This window comes from Kitasatospora sp. NPDC015121 (assembly GCF_055562955.1).
Genome location: NZ_JBVHEH010000017.1, coordinates 89,099 through 104,996, shown reverse-complemented (window position 1 = coordinate 104,996; position 15,898 = coordinate 89,099). Strand labels below are relative to the sequence as shown.

Sequence of the window (15,898 nt, the reverse complement as noted above, 5' to 3'; positions counted from 1 at the left end):
CGGTCCGCCATGCCCTAGCCTATATGTAGTTCACCGACTTATGACGCACACTTGAGTAGTTCGCGTCCGGCGGCTATACATACTCGGTATGCAACACGTTCCGCTGTTCCGAGGGGGAGCCATGACCGGATCGAACGCGCAGGCCGTCCTGCGCCTGGAGGGGGTCGGCCGCACGCACGGCCGGGGCGCGGCCGAGGTGCACGCGCTGCGCCGGGTCGACCTGGAGCTGCGGGCCGGGGAGTTCCTGGCCGTGATGGGGCCGTCCGGCTCCGGCAAGTCCACCCTGCTCGCGCTGGCCGGCGGCCTGGACCGTCCCTCCACCGGCCGGGTGCTGGTCGAGGGCGCCCCGCTGGAGGGCCTGAGCCGGGCCGGTCTGGCGGACGTCCGCCGCCGCTCGGTCGGCTACGTGTTCCAGTCCTACAACCTGCTGCCGTCCCTGACCGCCGCCGAGAACATCGCGCTGCCACGGGAGTTGGAGGGCATCGGGGCCCGCACCGCCCGCGCCGAGGCGCTCGCCGTGCTCGCCGAACTCGGCATCCCCGAACTCGCCGACCGCTTCCCCGAGGACATGTCCGGCGGCCAGCAGCAGCGCGTCGCGATCGGCCGGGCGCTGTCCGGCGAGCGCCGACTGGTGCTCGCGGACGAACCGACCGGCGCGCTCGACTCGGTGACCGGCGAGGCCGTGCTGCAGGTGCTGCGGGCCCGCTGCGACGCCGGAGCGGCCGTCATGATGGTCACCCACGACGCCGGCCACGCCGCCTGGGCGGACCGGGTCGTCCGGCTCCGCGACGGCCTGATCGCCGAGGACGGCCGCACCGCCGAAGCGGCGGTCCGCCGGTGAGCGCCCTGCGGGCGGTGCTGCGGATCGCGCGCCGCGACGCCTGGCGGGCCAAGGGCCGCAGCGCCCTGGTCGCCGCGATGATCGCGCTGCCGGTGCTCGGCGCGACCGGCGTCGACGTGGTGCACCGCAGCGGCCAACCCACCGCCGAACAGCGCGCCGACCGCCTGATGGGCCGCGCCGACGGCCTGGTCGGCGCCTACGACCCGGGCCGGACGATCGAACAGGCGGTCTTCCCCGCCGACGGCGTCCGCACCTTCCCGCAGCGCCCCGACGCCGCGCCCAGCCGCGAACAGCTCCGCGCCGCCGGCACCGAACCCGCCGCGCTGCTCGGCGAGCTGCTGCCGCCCGGCAGCGTCCTCACCCCGGCCCGCACCGGCCCCGTCGCGGCCGTGCGCAGCCGGGACGGCCTGGCCGCCACCGACACCTTCGAGGCCGACCTGACCGGACGGCTCTGGCAGGGCCGGATCGACCTGGTGGCCGGCCGGGCCCCCGCCGCCCCGCACGAGGCCGCCGCCACCCGCGGCCTGCTGGACGCCACCGGTCTGCGGATCGGCGACACCGTCACCGTCCGCGGCCTGGAGTCCACCCCGTTCACCCTGACCGGCGCCGTCGAGCACCCCGGCGACCTGGACGCCGTCGAACTCGTCGCCCGCCCCGGCGAGCTGTACCGGCAACTCGACGAGGCCCAGGCCGCCGCCGGACTCGCCCCGCAGACCCCGTCCGCCGAACAGGCCGCCGCCCGCAAGGCCGCCTGGCTGGTCACCCTGCCCGCCGGGGCGACGCTCGGCTGGGACCGGGTGCGCGAACTCAACGCCCACGGCTACACCCTGGCCAGCCGTCAGGTCGCCGTCGACCCGCCCGCCGAGGCACTCGCCCGGCAGGAGGCCGTCGGCGCCGCGGACGAGCGCGAACGCCGCGTGATGACCGCCGCCACCACCGCCGCGATGGCCCTGCTCGAAGTCGCCCTGCTGGCCGGCCCCGCGTTCGCCGTCGGCGCCCGCCGGGCCCGCCGCCAACTCGCCCTGCTCGGCGCGGCCGGCGGCCGCCCCGGACACGTCCGGGCCGTGGTGCTCGGCGGCGGCCTGGTGCTCGGCGCGGTCGGCGCCGCCGCCGGATCCCTGCTCGGCGTCGGCCTGGTCGCCGCCCTGCGCCCGTGGATCGAGGAGTGGGGCGGCAGCCGGTTCACCGGCCTCGCGCTGCGCCCCGCCGAACTGCTCGCGATCGCCGCCGTCGGTGTCGCCACCGCCCTGCTCGCCGCCCTGCTGCCCGCCCTCCAGGCCGGCCGCCGCGAGGTGCTGGCCGGACTCACCGACCGCGACCCGGCCCGCCGCACCTCCCGCCGCACCCCGCTGCTCGGCCTCGCCGCCGTCCTCGGCGGCGCCGCGCTCGCCCTGTACGGGGCGGTCGCCGGACCGGTCGCCGGACCGCCCGTGCTCGCCGGGCTGAGCGTGCGCACCCTCGCCGTGCTCGGCGGCGCCGTGCTCGCCGAACTCGGCCTGCTGCTGTTCACCCCGCTGCTGCTCGCCCTGCTCGGCCGGCTCGCCCACCGCCTCCCGGTCGGCCCCCGGCTCGCCCTGCGCGACGCCGCCCGGCACCGCTCGCGCACCGCGCCCGCCGTCGCCGCCGTCCTCGCCGCGGTGGCCGGCGCCGTCGCGGTCGGCGTGCACTCCACCGGCGCCGAGGTCCAGGACCGCGCGGCCTACCGGCTGGAACAGCCCGTCGGCGCCGTCCGCCTCACCCTGCACGGCGACGGCGACACCATGCCGCAACTGCGCGCCGCCCTGCCGCAGGACCTGCCCGACCTCGGCGAGCGCGCCGACCTCTACCAGGCCGAGTACGTGTTCTGCGAGGGCTGCCTGGGCGTCGTGTACGCCGAGGGCGGGCAGCGCTACGGCGAGAACGTCGCCGTCCCCGCCGTGGTCGGCGACCCCACCGTGCTGCACAACCTGCTCGCGCTGCGCGACCAGGACGCCGACCGCGCGCTGCTCGCCGGGAAGGCCGTCGTCACCGACCCCGCCTACCTGCACGACGGACGGGCCGTGCTGCGGATGCAGGGCAACGGCGGCGAGGTCAGGGAACTCCGGGTCGACGCGCTGCTGGTCGAACGCCCCGCCGGGCAGCGGTACACGCCGCTGGTGGTCGCCCCCGAGACGGTCCGCCGCCTCGGCCTGCGGGTCGCCCCGGCCGGCGCGGTCTGGCTGCCGTCCGCGCCGATCGGCGAACGGGCCGAGCAGCGCGCCGCCGCGACCGTCGCCCGGCTCGCCCCGCACGCCGAGTTCGGCGTCGAACGCGGCTACAGTCCGCAGGGCAGCACCGTCCGGATCGCGCTCGGCGGCTTCGCCGCGCTGGTCGTGCTCGGCGCCGCCGTGGTCTCCACCGCGCTCGCCGCCGCCGACGCCCGCCGCGAACGGGCCCTGCTCTCCGCGATCGGCGCCCGCCCGCGCACCCGGCGCACCGTCGCCGGACTCCAGGCCGGACTGATCACCCTGCTCGGCGCCCTGCTCGGCACCGTCAGCGGCTTCGTCCCCGCCTTCGCCCTGCTCCGCTCCCGCGCCTCCGGCGTGCTCGGCGGCCCCGCGGTCAGCCCCGCGGACGCCCCCTGGCCGACGATCGCCCTGCTCGCCCTGGGCCTGCCGCTGCTGGCCGGCCTCCTCGGCGCGCTGCGGCGGGACGACCCGGCGGGGTGGCGGGGGTAGCGGCGGACCGGCCGCCGGGAGGGGCGGCGGGGGGTGGCGCGGATAGGACGGTCGACGATATATGTAGTCGTATGACAGAACGCGCCCTGCAGGAGCCCACCCTGCTGTTGCTCACCGCCCTCGCGGACGCCCCCCGGCACGGGTACGCGCTGATCCAGGAGGTCGACGCGATCTCCGGGGGCCGGGTGAGGATGCGCACCGGCACCCTGTACGGCGCGCTCGACCGGCTGCTCCAGCAGGGCCTGATCGAGGTCGCCGCGGAGGAGATCGTCGACGGCCGGGCCCGCCGGACGTACGCGCTGACCGACGGCGGGCGGGAGCTGCTCGCCGCCGAGGCGGAGCGGCTGCGTTCGGTCGCGGCCGAGGCGCAGCGCCGGCTCGGCGGGGCCGGCGCACCCCGGGGGGTCACCGCGTGAGCGCCGTCGTTCCCGGCGGGCACCGCAGCGGCGTGGCGCTGCGGACCGTCCTCGCGCTGTACCCCGCGCGCTACCGCCGGGACCGGGGCGCCGAGCTCGCCGAGGTGTTCGCCGACACCACCGCCGGAGCCGGCCGCCTCGCCACCGTCCGCGAGGCGTTGGACCTCGCCGCGTACGGCCTGCGGCTGCGCACCGGGCTCACCGCGACCGCGCTCGGCGGCCGGCTGCTGGCCGTCGCCGCCCCGCTGCTGGCCGGGGCGCTGGCCGGGCAGGTGGCGCTGCCGGGCGACATGCGGTTCTGGCGGGTCGGGGCGGTGGCCCGGGCCGGGTTCGACGTGCCGTGGCAGCAGCTGCCCGACGGTCTCGCGCTGCTGGGCCTGACCGTGGTGCCGGTGCTGCTGGCCCTCGCCGCGGCGCTCGGCGCCTGGCGGGCCGCGCGGACGCTGGCCGGGACGGTGGTGCTGCTCGGCGCCGTCCGGCTCGCCGTCGCGGCGGTCGTCGCCCCCGACGGCTGGCTGCTGCTCCTGGACGCCACCGCCCTGCTGCCCTACCTGGCCGCGGGCGCGATGGTCCTGGCCGCCCCCGCCGAGCTGCTGGAGCGGCCGGGCCGGTTGCTGGTCGCGGTCGGCGCGGGCGCGGGCCTGCTGGTGACGCGGGCCCACGGTGGTTACAGCAGCTGGTACTTGATGGAGCACTGGCTGCCGCCGCTGCTCCTGCTCGCCCCGCTGCTGCTGCTGGTGCTGTGCGCCGCCCGGGGGCGGCTGCTGCCCGCGGCGGTCGGTCTGGCGGTGCTGCCGCTGACCGCCTGGTTCAGCCTGTTCAGCCTCTGGGAGGAGGTCGGCGGCGTCTGGCGGTTGGCGCCGCTGACGGCGGTCGGCGCGGGCGGGCTGTGGCTGGCCGGGCGGGTGCTGGCGGGCCGTCAGGGCGGGCGGCGGACGCCGGCCGGGGCGGTAACGGGACGAACGGGACGCTAACGGGGGAGGAAGCGCGGCCGAACGGCGGCGGGGGCTCGCCCGGAACCGGTCGATGTGGCAGGCTGTCGAATATGTCTAGACCAATGTTCGAAGTCATCGCGCTGACCCCCCAGGACGCCCGGGCCGCCGAGTCGGGCGGCGCCGACCGCCTCGAACTGGTCACCGACATGGCCGCCGACGGGCTCACCCCGTCGGTCGAGGACTTCGCCGCGATCCGCGCCGCCGTCGGCATCCCGCTGCGCGTCATGCTCCGCGTCCGCGACGGGTTCACCCCGGGCGACCTCGACGCGCTGCTGGCCCGCACCGCCGCGCTGCGGGCCGAGGGCGCCGAGGAGTTCGTGCTCGGCTTCCTCACCCCGGACGGCGCGGTCGACCTGGCCGCGACCCGGGCCGTCGCCGAGGCCGTCGACGGCTGCCGCTGGACCTTCCACCGGGCGATCGACCACAGCGCCGACCGCTCCGAGGTCCGCGCCGCCGTCGCCGACCTGCCCGGCCTCGACACCTTCCTGACCTCCGGCGCGGCGGCCGGCGTCGACGCCGGCCGCGAGGTGCTGGTCGGCGAGCTCGCCAAGGCCGGCGAGCCCGGCTACCGCCAGCGGATCCTGGTCGGCGGCGGCCTGCGCGCCGAGCACGTCCCCGAGCTGCTGGCCGCGGGCCTCGACGCCTTCCACATCGGCGGCGCGGTCCGCGCGGGCGGCTGGGCCGGTGCGGTCGACCCGGCGAAGGTCGCCGAGTGGCGGGCCCTGATCGGGGGCTGAACCGGCGGCGGGCGGCCGCCAGGCACCCGGCAGGATCGTTCGACGGCGCGCTGCGCCGTCCTGCGTCGCGATCCTGCCCGGCGCCTGGCGGCCGTCCGTCTCCGCCCGCCCGCCAGGCGTCCGTCCGCCCGTCAGCCCAGCTCGGCCGGCAGCGGCTCCGCGTGGAGCACCGTCAGCCCGGAGACCGCGCGGGTCAGCGAGACGTAGAGGCGGCGCAGGCCGGTGCGGTGGTCGGGTTCGCCGGCGACGATCGCGGCGGGTTCGTCGAGGACCACGTGGTCGTACTCGAGGCCCTTGGCGAGCGAGGCCGGGACGAGGGTGAGGCGGGCCTCGGCGGTGGTCTCGGTGCCAGGGTCGAGGAAGGGCAGCCCGGCGCCGCCGAGCGCCTCGGCGAGGGCCGGGATCCGGGCGTCCGCCGCGATCAGGCCGACCGAGCCCTCGTGCCGCAGCGCGGCCCGGCAGGCGTCCAGGACGGCGGCGTCGAGCCCGTCCGGGACGTGCCGCAGGGCGAGCGAGCCGGGCAGGTCGCGGACGGAGGTGGCGGGGGCCAGGCCGGGGGCGATCGCGGGCAGCAGCCGGGAGGCGTAGGCGATGACCTCGCCGGGGACGCGGAAGCCCTGGGTGAGCTCCTCGACGTGCGCGCCGTCCTTGCCCAGGTGGTGCAGGGCCTCCGGCCAGCTGCCGGTGGCCCACGGGGTGGTGCCCTGGGCGAGGTCGCCGAGGACGGTCGCGGAGCCGGTGGTGCAGCGGCGGCCGACGGCCCGGTACTGCATGGGGGAGAGGTCCTGGGCCTCGTCGACGACGACGTGGCCCAGCGAGGGGGTGCGGTGCACCAGGTCGGCGGCCTCGTCGATCAGGACGGCGTCGGCGGCGGACCAGGGCGCGGTGCGGGCGGAGCGCGGCGGCCTGGCCCAGAGCAGGGCGGCCTGCTCCTCGCCGTCCAGGATCCCGTCGGCGGCGGTGGCGAGGAACCCCGGGTCGCTGAGCAGCCGGTGCACCAGCTTGACCGGGTCGACGGCGGGCCAGCACGCCTTGACGGTGGCCTTGACCGCGGCGTTGCGGGCGACGGCGTCCTGCACCCGGTCGTCGGGGGCCTCGCCGCCCTGCTCCATCTTGACCAGGACGGCGTGCGCGATGCGCTGCGGCAGGGCCTCCAGGGCGGCGCCGTAGCGGATCTCGCGGGCCATCAACTCCCGGACGATCTCTTCGAGTTCGTACGCGGGAACCCGCCAGCGCCGGGAGCCGCGGACCACCACGCAGGGCTCGGTGGGCAGGGTGATCCCGGCCCGGACGGCGTTGCGCAGGACGGCGGCCATCCGGGCATCGCCCTTGATCCGGGCGGTGCCGGCGCTGTCGGTGCCGCGGACCTCGACGTGGCCGACCAGCTCCTGCACGGTGGCCTGGGCGACGTCCAGCTCGCCGAGCGCGGGCAGCACCTGCTCGATGTACTGGAGGAAGGAGCGGTTCGGGCCGACCACCAGGGTTCCGGTGCGGGCCAGCCGCTCGCGGTGCGCGTACAGCAGGTAGGCGACGCGGTGCAGGCCGACGGCGGTCTTCCCGGTGCCGGGGGCGCCCTGGACGCAGACGGTGCCGGTGACGTCGGCGCGGACGATCTCGTCCTGCTCGGGCTGGATGGTGGCGACGATGTCGCGCATCGGACCGACGCGGGGCTTCTCGATCTCGGCGGCGAGCAGCGCGGAGCGGCTGTCGGCCTCGTCCGGGTCGGAGAGGTTCTCGTCCTCGTAGGCGGTCAGGTCGCCGCCGGTGTAGCCGAAGCGGCGGCGCTTGGCGACGTCCATCGGCTCGGTGCGGCTGGCCCGGTAGAACGGCTGGGAGACCGGGGCGCGCCAGTCGATCACCATCGGGTCGCCGTCCGCGTCGTGCACGTGGCGGCGGCCGATGTAGAAGCGCTCGCCGCCGCCGCCCTCGGACTCGGCCTCGCTGACCGCGTGCAGGTAGTCGAGGCGGCCGAAGAACAGCGGGGTGTGCGCGAGGTCGGCGAGGGCCCTGATCCGCTCGTCCACCTGCTTCTGCAGCACCTGGGCGGACACCCAGGTGCCGGCGACGTCGCGCAGGTCGAGCGCCTCGACGTCCTCGCGCATCGCCTTCAGGGCGGCCCGGGAGGCGGCCAGGTGGGAGCGTTCGCGGCCGAGCGGATCGGTGGCGCTGGCGCTGGCGGTGGTGGCGGTGGCGCTGGTGGCTCCGGCTGGGGTGGCCTCGGCCTCGGTGGAGGTGGGGGAGTGCACGGCGGACCTTCCCGGCCGCCCGGCTGGAGGGGGCGGCGGACTCGTCTTGGCTCACGGTGAAGGACACCGGCCGGTTGCCGAGCGGCCGGTACTCCCACGGCTGCCGACGGCACTGGCACCACGGTTCGGGAGGGGCAGACGGACGATCCTAGACCCGGCGCCGTCCGGGGGCGAATCCTTTTCCGTCGCGGTTCCCGGGGTTCCCCCTGGTACCGGGGTGGGGGGCGGGTACGCCCGGAGGACGAGACGGGCCGCCCCGGCCCCGGGTCTTTCGGCCGATGTGCCCGACCGGCTCGTGAACATACCGTGGAGACATGACGACCGAACGAGTGAACCCGCAGGCCAACGGCGTCCACGGTGCCCACCGGGCCGAGGAACGCCGCCGCCACCCGGTGGCCAACGCCGTCCGCAACGTCGGGATCGTGCTCGACACCGCCGCGCGCGTCCTGTTCCTCGGGCGCGACGGCGTCAAGCTCTAGCCGACCCCTCCGCGTCCTACAGGTCGTCGGCGTCGACGATCCGGTAGGCGTAGCCCTGCTCGGCCAGGAAGCGCTGGCGGTGCGCGGCGAAGTCCTGGTCGACGGTGTCCCGGGCGACCACCGAGTAGAAGTGCGCCGCGTGCCCGTCCGCCTTCGGGCGCAGCACCCGGCCCAGCCGCTGGGCCTCCTCCTGGCGGGAGCCGAAGGTGCCCGAGACCTGGATCGCGACGGTGGCCTCCGGCAGGTCGATCGAGAAGTTCGCGACCTTCGAGACCACCAGCACGCCGATCTCCTTCGACCGGAACGCGTCGAACAGCTTCTCCCGCTGCGCGTTCGAGGTCTCGCCCTTGATCACCGGGGCGTCGAGCGCCTCGCCGAGCTCGTCCAGCTGGTCGATGTACTGGCCGATCACCAGGGTCTGGTCGCCCGCGTGCTTCTCCACCAGCCGCTCCACCACCCGGCGCTTGGTCGCCGTGGTCGAGCAGAACCGGTACTTCTCCTCCGGCTCGGCCGTCGCGTACGCCAGCCGCTCCGAGTCGGTCAGCGTCACCCGGACCTCGCAGCAGTCGGCGGGCGCGATGTAGCCCTGCGCCTCGATCTCCTTCCACGGGGCGTCGAACCGCTTCGGGCCGATCAGCGAGAACACGTCGCCCTCCCGGCCGTCCTCGCGCACCAGCGTCGCGGTCAGGCCGAGCCGGCGGCGGGCCTGCAGGTCGGCGGTGAACTTGAACACCGGCGCGGGCAGCAGGTGCACCTCGTCGTACACCACCAGGCCCCAGTTGCGGGCGTCGAACAGCTCCAGGTGCGCGTACACGCCCTTCCGCTTGGTCGTCATCACCTGGTACGTGGCGATGGTGACCGGGCGGATCTCCTTGCGGGTGCCGCTGTACTCGCCGATCTCGTCCTCGGTCAGCGAGGTGCGCTTCACCAGCTCGTGCTTCCACTGCCGGGCCGAGACGGTGTTGGTCACCAGGATCAGCGTGGTCGACTTGGCCTCCGCCATCGCCGCCGCGCCCACCAGCGTCTTGCCCGCGCCGCACGGCAGCACCACCACGCCCGAGCCGCCGTGCCAGAAGCCGTCCACCGCGTGCCGCTGGTACGGGCGCAGCTGCCAGCCGTCCTCGCGCAGGTCGATCGGGTGCGCCTCGCCGTCCACGTACCCGGCGTGGTCCTCGGCCGGCCAGCCGAGCTTCAGCAGCACCTGCTTGACCTGCCCGCGCTCCGACGGGTGCACCACCACGGTGTCCGGGTCGACCCGGGCCCCCACCAGCGGGGCCATCTTCTTCGAGCGCAGCACCTCCTCCAGCACCGGCCGGTCGGTGGTGGTCAGCACCAGCCCGTGCACCGGGTGCTTCTGCAGCTGCAGCCGCCCGTACCGCCCCATGGTGTCCGCGACGTCCACCAGCAGGGCGTGCGGCACCGGGTAGCGCGAGTACGTCACCAGCGCGTCCACCACCTGCTCCGCGTCGTGCCCCGCCGCCCGCGCGTTCCACAGCCCCAGCGGCGTCACCCGGTACGTGTGCACGTGCTCCGGCGCCCGCTCCAGCTCGGCGAACGGCGCGATCACCCGCCGGCACTCCGCCGCCTGGGGGTGGTCGATCTCCAACAGCAGCGTCTTGTCGCTCTGCACGATCAGCGGTCCGTTCACGCCTGTGCATCCCCTTCCGCGCGGGCCAAACCTCCAGTGTGCCGCATCGGCGCGGCGGCCGGGGCGGGCCGGTCGGGGGCCGGTCAGCCGAGGAAGAAGTTGTGGCCGACGTCCGGCGGGATGACCTCCTGGTACGGGGTGGAGCCGGGGCCGGGGAGGTGGGTGCCGGGGACGGGGGCGGTGCCGGTGCGGTGGAGGAGGGTGACGCCGTCCTGGTCGAAGAGCTCCCGGTAGCCGTTGGCCAGCAGGAGGGCGCGGTACTGGGCCTGCTCGGGGTCGCGTTGGAAGGGGAAGGCGCGCTGGGTGTAGCGGAGGATGACGTACTCCTGGCCGCGCGGGGTGCCGTCGGCGAGGACGACCCGGGTGCGGTTGGTCAGGCGCGGGGCGATCTGGTTGTCGGCCTCCACGGTCGCGCCGTCGGGGATCAGCCCCGCGGCCCGGGCCAGCGCCGCGGTCGGGGCCTTCGGCTGCCACTCGTACGGGACGGCCAGGTGGTAGAGGCCGAGGGCGGCGGCCGCGGCGAGCGAGAGCGCGGCCGCGGCGGTGCCCAGCCGGCGGGCCTGCTCGTGCCTGCCGCGCGACCACAGGACGCCCAGGGCCTCGATCGAGGCGGTCACCAGGATCGGCCAGAGGAAGGCGTCGTAGTGGCGGGCGATCGACCAGTGGTTGGGGTTGTCGGAGAGGATCCGCTCGGCCAGCAGCGGCAGCGCGACGAAGGAGGTCGCCGAGCGCAGCGGGAGCGCGGCGGTGGTGGCGACCAGCCAGGTCAGCAGGATCGGCTTGAGCGGGCTGGAGAACGCCGACTCGACCAGCAGCCACGGGTTGCCCAGGACGTGCCGCAGCGCCTCGCCGCCGTCCGCGCCGAGCTGCGTGTAGTTCCAGTAGTAGCCGGGGACGCCGCCCATCGCCGGGATCAGGTAGGCGATCTCGACGGCGCTCGCCAGCGGACCGCCGAGCAGCAGCGTCCAGCCGAGCTGCTTCGCCCGCCGGTCCGCGCCGCCGTGCTCGCCGCCGTGCTCGCGTCCGCGTCCGCGCTCGCGCCACAGCAGCACCGCGCCGTACGCGCCGACCGCCAGGCCGACGTCCTCCTTGGTGGCGCACAGCAGCAGCGCGGCGACCGCGGCCCCGCCCCAGCGCCGGGCCCCCGCCCGTTCGAACAGCAGCAGGAACAGCGGGACGGCGAAGCCCACCTCGTGGAAGCCGCCCCGGGAGGAGATCAGCAGCGGCCAGCCCAGGCCGTACACCAGCGCCGCGGCGTCCCGCACCCGGGTGCGGACCCGCTGGTCGGCGTCGGCGAACGCCCGGGTGGCGATCCGGCGCACCAGCGGGACGCCCGCCGCGTACAGCGCCGCCTGGCCGACCAGCAGCATCCGCGGGTCGTCCCAGATCCAGTACAGCGGGGCGAGCAGCGCCAGCACCGGCGAGAAGTGGTCGCCCAGCAGCGAGAAGCCGGGCGGGAACTCGTGGTGCACGCTCTTCAGCGTCGACACCGGCAGTTCGAAGTGCGCGTAGCCGCGCACGCCCTGGTCGAAGATGCCCAGGTCGAAGCCGCCGAGCTGGAGCGACGTCCACTGCTGGAGGCCCAGCGCCAGGCAGGCCGCGAAGCAGAGCAGGGTGAGGGCGAGGGTGCGGACCCGGCGGGAGGACAGCCGGACCCCGTGCGCGCGGCCCGCCGTCCCACGCGAGGCGGGCGGCTGCAGGGCGGAGGTAGTGGTCACGGCTTCGGTCCTGTCGGGGGCCGACGAGGCCCGGTGGGCACGGGTGGGCCAGACCACCCCCGGTCGTTGCGCAGTCTAACCGCCGGGCGCGAGGACGTTCCGGCACACCGGGAAGCGGAGCCCGGCCCGCCGCACCAGTGACCCGCGGACCGCCCGCTCGTTGGACAGGGCATGATCAAGCCCAACCGCATCCTGGCCGGCCTGGCGCTCTCCGGCGCGGCCCTCGCCACCGCCCTCGGGGCGGCGCCCGCCCACGCCGCCGACACCGAGGCCATGGCCCTCGACCAGGTCGCCGACATCGGCCAGCCCGGCGGCCTGATCGGCACCGTCGCGTTCACCGGCACCGGCCTGCTGACCGGCGTCGAGCCGAAGATGCCGGACCCGCACGCGATCGTCGACGAGGCGAAGAAGCAGAAGGCCGAGGAGGACGCGAAGCACGCCGCCGGCGGCAAGTAGGCGGCACGCGCGGCACGGGGGCGGGGCACGGCCGGGGCACGGCCGGGGTGCTACTCCTCGACCTCGGCGACGCCGGTGATCCGGTGCAGGGCGAAGGTCCGCACCTCGTCGGAGAGGTGGTCGTAGGCGGTGACGAAGCCGCCCTCGACCTTCACCGGGTCGATGACGCGCTGCGAGGAGAGGCCCTCCGCGTTGATGTAGCCGATCCACATCCGCTCGCCCAGCAGCACGGCGGTCTGCAGCGAGGCGAGGGTGTCGGCGGCGGCGGTCCGCGGCACGGCGGTGTGCGCGGCGGGGCCCGCCACCTGGTCCTTGCGGACGGCCGTCGCCGCCCGGTCGCCCGCCCGGATGGCGCGGACCGCCGCGGCGAGCAGGGCGTCGTCCGGGCGGGCCGGACCGTCCGGGACGGGCAGCGGCGGGGTGCGCGGCGGGGTGCGGCGGCTGTCCGGCCGGGTGACCACCACGTCGCCCTCGGCGGACTCCGCGGCGGGCGCGTAGCCCATCGCGCGCAGCACCCCGAGCAGCGTCTCCGGCCCGGCCTGCGCGGCCAGCACGGTCGGCGCGAGCAGCCGCAGCCGCAGCTCGGCGGCCCGCCGGTCGGCCAGGATCTCCTCCAGCAGCCGCGGGTCGTCGCAGCGCAGGTAGGACGAGGCGGCGCCGACCCGCAGGATGCCGTGCCGGCGGGCCACGTCGTCGATCAGGTAGGCGAGCGGCTGCGGGACGGGCGTGCGGGAGTGCTGGCCGAGGAAGGCCCGCAGGTCGGCGGCGGTCCGCCCGGAGTCCAGCGCGCGGCGCACCGAGTCCGGGGTGAACCGGTAGACGGTCGCGCCGCCCTTGGACTCGATGTCGGCGGCCAGCGCCAGCGCCTGGGCGAGCGGGGTGAGCAGCGGCCCGGGGGCGACCGCGGTCAGGTCCGGCTGCAGGATCACGTGGTCCAGCGGCTCGGGCAGCAGCGGCGCCAGCACGGGCACCGGGTCGGCGCCGTCCAGCAGCGCCCGGGCGGGTGCGGCGAGCGCGCCGCGGCCGGTGACGCCGAGCAGCTCGGCCTCGTGCAGCGTCCAGTCGGTGAGGTGGTCGCGCAGGTCGTGGCCGTCGGCGCCGGTCGGGCCGCCGCGCAGCGGCCGGTGCCAGCGCAGCGCGGGCAGCAGCGCGGCGGCGGACGCGGCGGTGCCGGGCGGCAGCTCGGCGAGCCGGTCCAGCGCGGCGCGGCGCACCGACGGGGCGAGGGTGCGGTCCAGCTCGGGGCCGAGCGCGGCGCGCGGGCGGCCCTTGCCGTCGGGGGTGCCGGCGAGCCGGCCGACCCGGGTGGCGGCCAGCCAGGCGCGGGCGAGCAGCGCCCAGCGGTCGGCGGTGTCCTGCTGCAGCCACTGGTCGTACGCGGGTGTCGGGGCCCAGACCTCGTCGACCTCGCCGTCGGGGGCGAGCAGGCCCGAGGTGTGGGCGAGCTCGATCCAGAACGCGGCGTCCGCCTCGGTGCCCTCCAGCAGGACGGCGGCCCGCTTCAGGTCGCGCACGCCGAGGCCGCCGGCCCGCAGGGTGGGCGGCGGAGTCAGGCTCCAGGCCTCCAGCAGCTCCTCGACGGTGCGGACGGCGGTGGCCGCCTGCCCGGCGGCGGTGCGGTCGGCGGTCGCCGGGTCGCGGGCGACGACGGGTTCCACGGCGGGCGGGACGGGGTGCACGGCGCGGTGGGTGCGGCCCCCGCGCAGGTGCAGGGCCAGTTCGCGGGGCAGCACCACGGAGGTCGGGCTGGACGGCAGCAGCAGGCCCCGGGCGAGCAGCCACTCGACCGGGCCGCGCGCCTCCTCGGCGGTGACCTGCCGGGCGGCGTCCGGCACGGTGCCGGTGGGCGGGCCCCACACCAGCCGCTCCAGCAGGCCGTGCGCCGGCGGCGGGGCCTGGTCGAGCAGGGCGCCCAGCCGCTTGCGGTCGTCGAGCAGCGCGGTCAGCGCGGCGACGGCGGTGACCGGGTCGGGGGTGGGCGGCAGGCCGGTGCCGGCCAGCAGCTGCTGCAGGCGGGCGGGCGACATGCCGGCGGTGGCCTCGGCGAAGGTCGGGCCGAGACCGGTCCGGCCGGGGTTGAGCGCGCTGGGCGCGAGCGCCTCGCGGACGGCCAGCACCAGGCGCAGCGCCGAGTCGGGGCCCCACAGCAGGGCCTGCTCGCGCAGCCGGGCCAGCGCGGCCGGGAACGCGGCGGTGACGGCCGCCCGGTCCACCGGCTCGGCCCCGGGGTGCGGCTTCACCCGGGCGGGCCCGGTCAGCAGGCCGCGCACGGCGGTGTCGGCGGCGCCCTCGGGGGCGGCGGCCAGCGCCTCGGCGACCTGCAGGGTGAACCGGTCCAGCCGCTCCAGGGCGCGCAGCACGGACGCCCGGCTGGAGAGCCGCGCGGACAGCTGCGCGAGGTCGGTCGGCACCGGGTTGAGCAGGTCGGGACGGGCCCGGAGCAGCGCGGCGACGGCCTCGTCGCCCCGGCCGCGGAGTTCCTCGGCCAGGGTGCGGGGGGCGGTGGCGCGGGTGGCGCGCGGCGCGCTCTGCGGTGCGGTCATCCGGTCCAGACTAGTCAACGCCTCCCGTCCGGGCCCAGAACAGCGGCGGAACTCGGGGCGAACCGGTCTCCGCCCGGCGGTGCCGGGCGCGTGCCTCCCGAGGGGGCGCCCGCGCACCGGGCCGTGCGCCGGGCCGGTCGGGGCTCGCTTCGGGCGGGTGCGGGTGGGTACCGTCTCGGTGGGCGGCGGGTTCGTGGACGTGAGGGCGGGTGGCGGGGCGATGGCGGACGGCTCGTGGTGGCGCGAGGGCGCGGCGGACGGCTCGGCGGGCGGGTCGGCCGCGGACGGGTCGGCCGCGGACGGGTCGGACAGCGTGTACCTGCCCCGGCAGCCGGCCGCGCCCGGGGTTCCCGACGCCCCGTCCGTCCCGCCGACGGTGGGCCTGGAGAAGCCGTCCGTGCCGCCCGCGCCAGCCGTGCCGCCCGCGCCGCGGGTGCCGCCGGCCCGTCCGGCCCGGCCCGCCTCGCTGCCGGCCGAGGCCGAGGAGGCGTTCCGGTACGCGGAGGACCCGGGCGCCACGGACTTCGGCGTCGGCCAACTCGGCTGGACCGCCCGGTACTTCGACGTCCAGGAGCCCGAGCCCGAACCGGCCCCCGAGCCCGAGCCCGAACCGGAGCCGGAACCCGAACCGGAACCCGCGCCGGAGCCCGAACGACCCCGCCCCGGGCTGGGCCGGATCGTCCTCGGCGCGCTGCTCGGCCGCCCGAAGGCCGCCCCCGAGCCCCCGGCGGCGGCCGCGCCCGCCGCGACGGGCGGCCGCAAGCCCGCGCCGCTGCTGCTGCTGGGCGCCGGGCTGCTGCTGGCCGGGGCGGTGACCGGCATGCTGCTGGTGATGCTGATCGGCTGGGCGGCGGCCTACCTGTCGCGCGGCTGGACCGACCTGATGAAGAAGTTCGCCGTCCTGGGCATCCCGCTGGTCACCGTGACCGGCACGTCGGTGTGGAACTGGGGCCGGGAGAAGGGCCGCTGGGGCAGCGCCCTGACCCCCGGCACCGACGCGGGCGCCGCCACCTGGGCGGCCGCCCCGGGCGTGCTGCGGGTGGCGGCGGTCCTGACGGCGCTGTTCGTGCTGGTGCTGACCCTGCGCCGCCGCCGGGGCTGACGCCCGGGGCGGGTGGCGGCG

General features: G+C 77.1%; 12 protein-coding genes. 8 read left to right on the top strand and 4 right to left on the bottom strand.

What is annotated here, in order from left to right; genetic code table 11:
* Positions 1-121 precede the first annotated feature (121 nt).
* The 5 genes from ACZ3J7_RS25630 to ACZ3J7_RS25610 all read left to right on the top strand — a co-directional run bounded on the left by ACZ3J7_RS25630 (position 122) and on the right by ACZ3J7_RS25610 (position 5,685).
* Complete coding sequence (locus tag ACZ3J7_RS25630) at positions 122-841, top strand: ABC transporter ATP-binding protein (RefSeq protein WP_465625105.1); 720 nt, start codon at positions 122-124, stop codon at positions 839-841.
* Positions 838-3,537, top strand: coding sequence for an FtsX-like permease family protein (locus ACZ3J7_RS25625; RefSeq protein WP_465625103.1), 2,700 nt, complete (start codon positions 838-840; stop codon positions 3,535-3,537). Before ACZ3J7_RS25630 ends, ACZ3J7_RS25625 begins: the two co-directional genes overlap by 4 nt.
* Positions 3,538-3,608: 71 nt before the next feature.
* Positions 3,609-3,953, top strand: coding sequence for a PadR family transcriptional regulator (locus ACZ3J7_RS25620; RefSeq protein ID WP_465625101.1), 345 nt, complete (start codon positions 3,609-3,611; stop codon positions 3,951-3,953).
* A complete protein-coding gene (locus ACZ3J7_RS25615; protein WP_465625099.1) occupies positions 3,950-4,927 on the top strand; it encodes a hypothetical protein in 978 nt (325 codons plus the stop codon). The genes ACZ3J7_RS25620 and ACZ3J7_RS25615 overlap by 4 nt, the downstream gene beginning before the upstream one ends.
* Positions 4,928-4,998: 71 nt before the next feature.
* Complete coding sequence (locus ACZ3J7_RS25610) at positions 4,999-5,685, top strand: copper homeostasis protein CutC (RefSeq protein ID WP_465625097.1); 687 nt, start codon at positions 4,999-5,001, stop codon at positions 5,683-5,685.
* Between the two features lie 131 nt (positions 5,686-5,816).
* Here the strand turns inward: ACZ3J7_RS25610 and ACZ3J7_RS25605 are convergent, their stop codons facing one another.
* Entirely contained in the window at positions 5,817-7,931 is a 2,115-nt protein-coding gene (locus ACZ3J7_RS25605) for a HelD family protein (RefSeq protein ID WP_465625095.1), read from the bottom strand.
* Between the two features lie 314 nt (positions 7,932-8,245).
* Here ACZ3J7_RS25605 and ACZ3J7_RS25600 point away from each other — a divergent pair, with 314 nt between their 5' ends.
* On the top strand, positions 8,246-8,410 hold the full coding sequence (locus ACZ3J7_RS25600) for a hypothetical protein (RefSeq protein ID WP_376049741.1): 165 nt from the start codon (positions 8,246-8,248) through the stop codon (positions 8,408-8,410).
* 16 nt (positions 8,411-8,426) lie between these two features.
* Here the strand turns inward: ACZ3J7_RS25600 and ACZ3J7_RS25595 are convergent, their stop codons facing one another.
* Positions 8,427-10,058, bottom strand: a complete 1,632-nt coding sequence (locus ACZ3J7_RS25595) for a DNA repair helicase XPB (protein ID WP_465625093.1) — start codon at positions 10,056-10,058, stop codon at positions 8,427-8,429.
* Positions 10,059-10,141: 83 nt separating this feature from the next.
* Positions 10,142-11,776 carry a DUF2079 domain-containing protein gene (locus tag ACZ3J7_RS25590; protein WP_465625091.1) on the bottom strand — a complete coding sequence of 545 codons (1,635 nt, stop codon included), beginning with the start codon at positions 11,774-11,776 and terminating at the stop codon, positions 10,142-10,144.
* Positions 11,777-11,947: 171 nt separating this feature from the next.
* Here ACZ3J7_RS25590 and ACZ3J7_RS25585 point away from each other — a divergent pair, with 171 nt between their 5' ends.
* The gene (locus tag ACZ3J7_RS25585; protein WP_465625089.1) at positions 11,948-12,232 is read left to right on the top strand and encodes a hypothetical protein; all 285 of its coding nucleotides are present in this window, start codon (positions 11,948-11,950) and stop codon (positions 12,230-12,232) included.
* 50 nt (positions 12,233-12,282) lie between these two features.
* On the opposite strand, the gene ACZ3J7_RS25580 is transcribed toward ACZ3J7_RS25585, so the two are convergent.
* Positions 12,283-14,775 (bottom strand): helicase-associated domain-containing protein, encoded by a 2,493-nt coding sequence (locus ACZ3J7_RS25580; RefSeq protein ID WP_465625087.1) that lies wholly within the window; start codon positions 14,773-14,775, stop codon positions 12,283-12,285.
* 157 nt (positions 14,776-14,932) lie between these two features.
* Between ACZ3J7_RS25580 and ACZ3J7_RS25575 the strand changes: the two genes are divergently transcribed.
* Positions 14,933-15,877 (top strand): hypothetical protein, encoded by a 945-nt coding sequence (locus tag ACZ3J7_RS25575; RefSeq protein WP_465625085.1) that lies wholly within the window; start codon positions 14,933-14,935, stop codon positions 15,875-15,877.
* Positions 15,878-15,898: the final 21 nt, after the last annotated feature.

Coding starts and splice junctions, on each gene's coding strand:
- ACZ3J7_RS25630 (WP_465625105.1), top strand. CDS start 122: ATGACCGGATCGAACGCGCAGGCCGTCCTGCGCCTGGAGGGGGTCGGC.
- ACZ3J7_RS25620 (WP_465625101.1), top strand. CDS start 3,609: ATGACAGAACGCGCCCTGCAGGAGCCCACCCTGCTGTTGCTCACCGCC.
- ACZ3J7_RS25610 (WP_465625097.1), top strand. CDS start 4,999: ATGTCTAGACCAATGTTCGAAGTCATCGCGCTGACCCCCCAGGACGCC.
- ACZ3J7_RS25600 (WP_376049741.1), top strand. CDS start 8,246: ATGACGACCGAACGAGTGAACCCGCAGGCCAACGGCGTCCACGGTGCC.
- ACZ3J7_RS25585 (WP_465625089.1), top strand. CDS start 11,948: ATGATCAAGCCCAACCGCATCCTGGCCGGCCTGGCGCTCTCCGGCGCG.
- ACZ3J7_RS25580 (WP_465625087.1), bottom strand. CDS start 14,775: ATGACCGCACCGCAGAGCGCGCCGCGCGCCACCCGCGCCACCGCCCCC.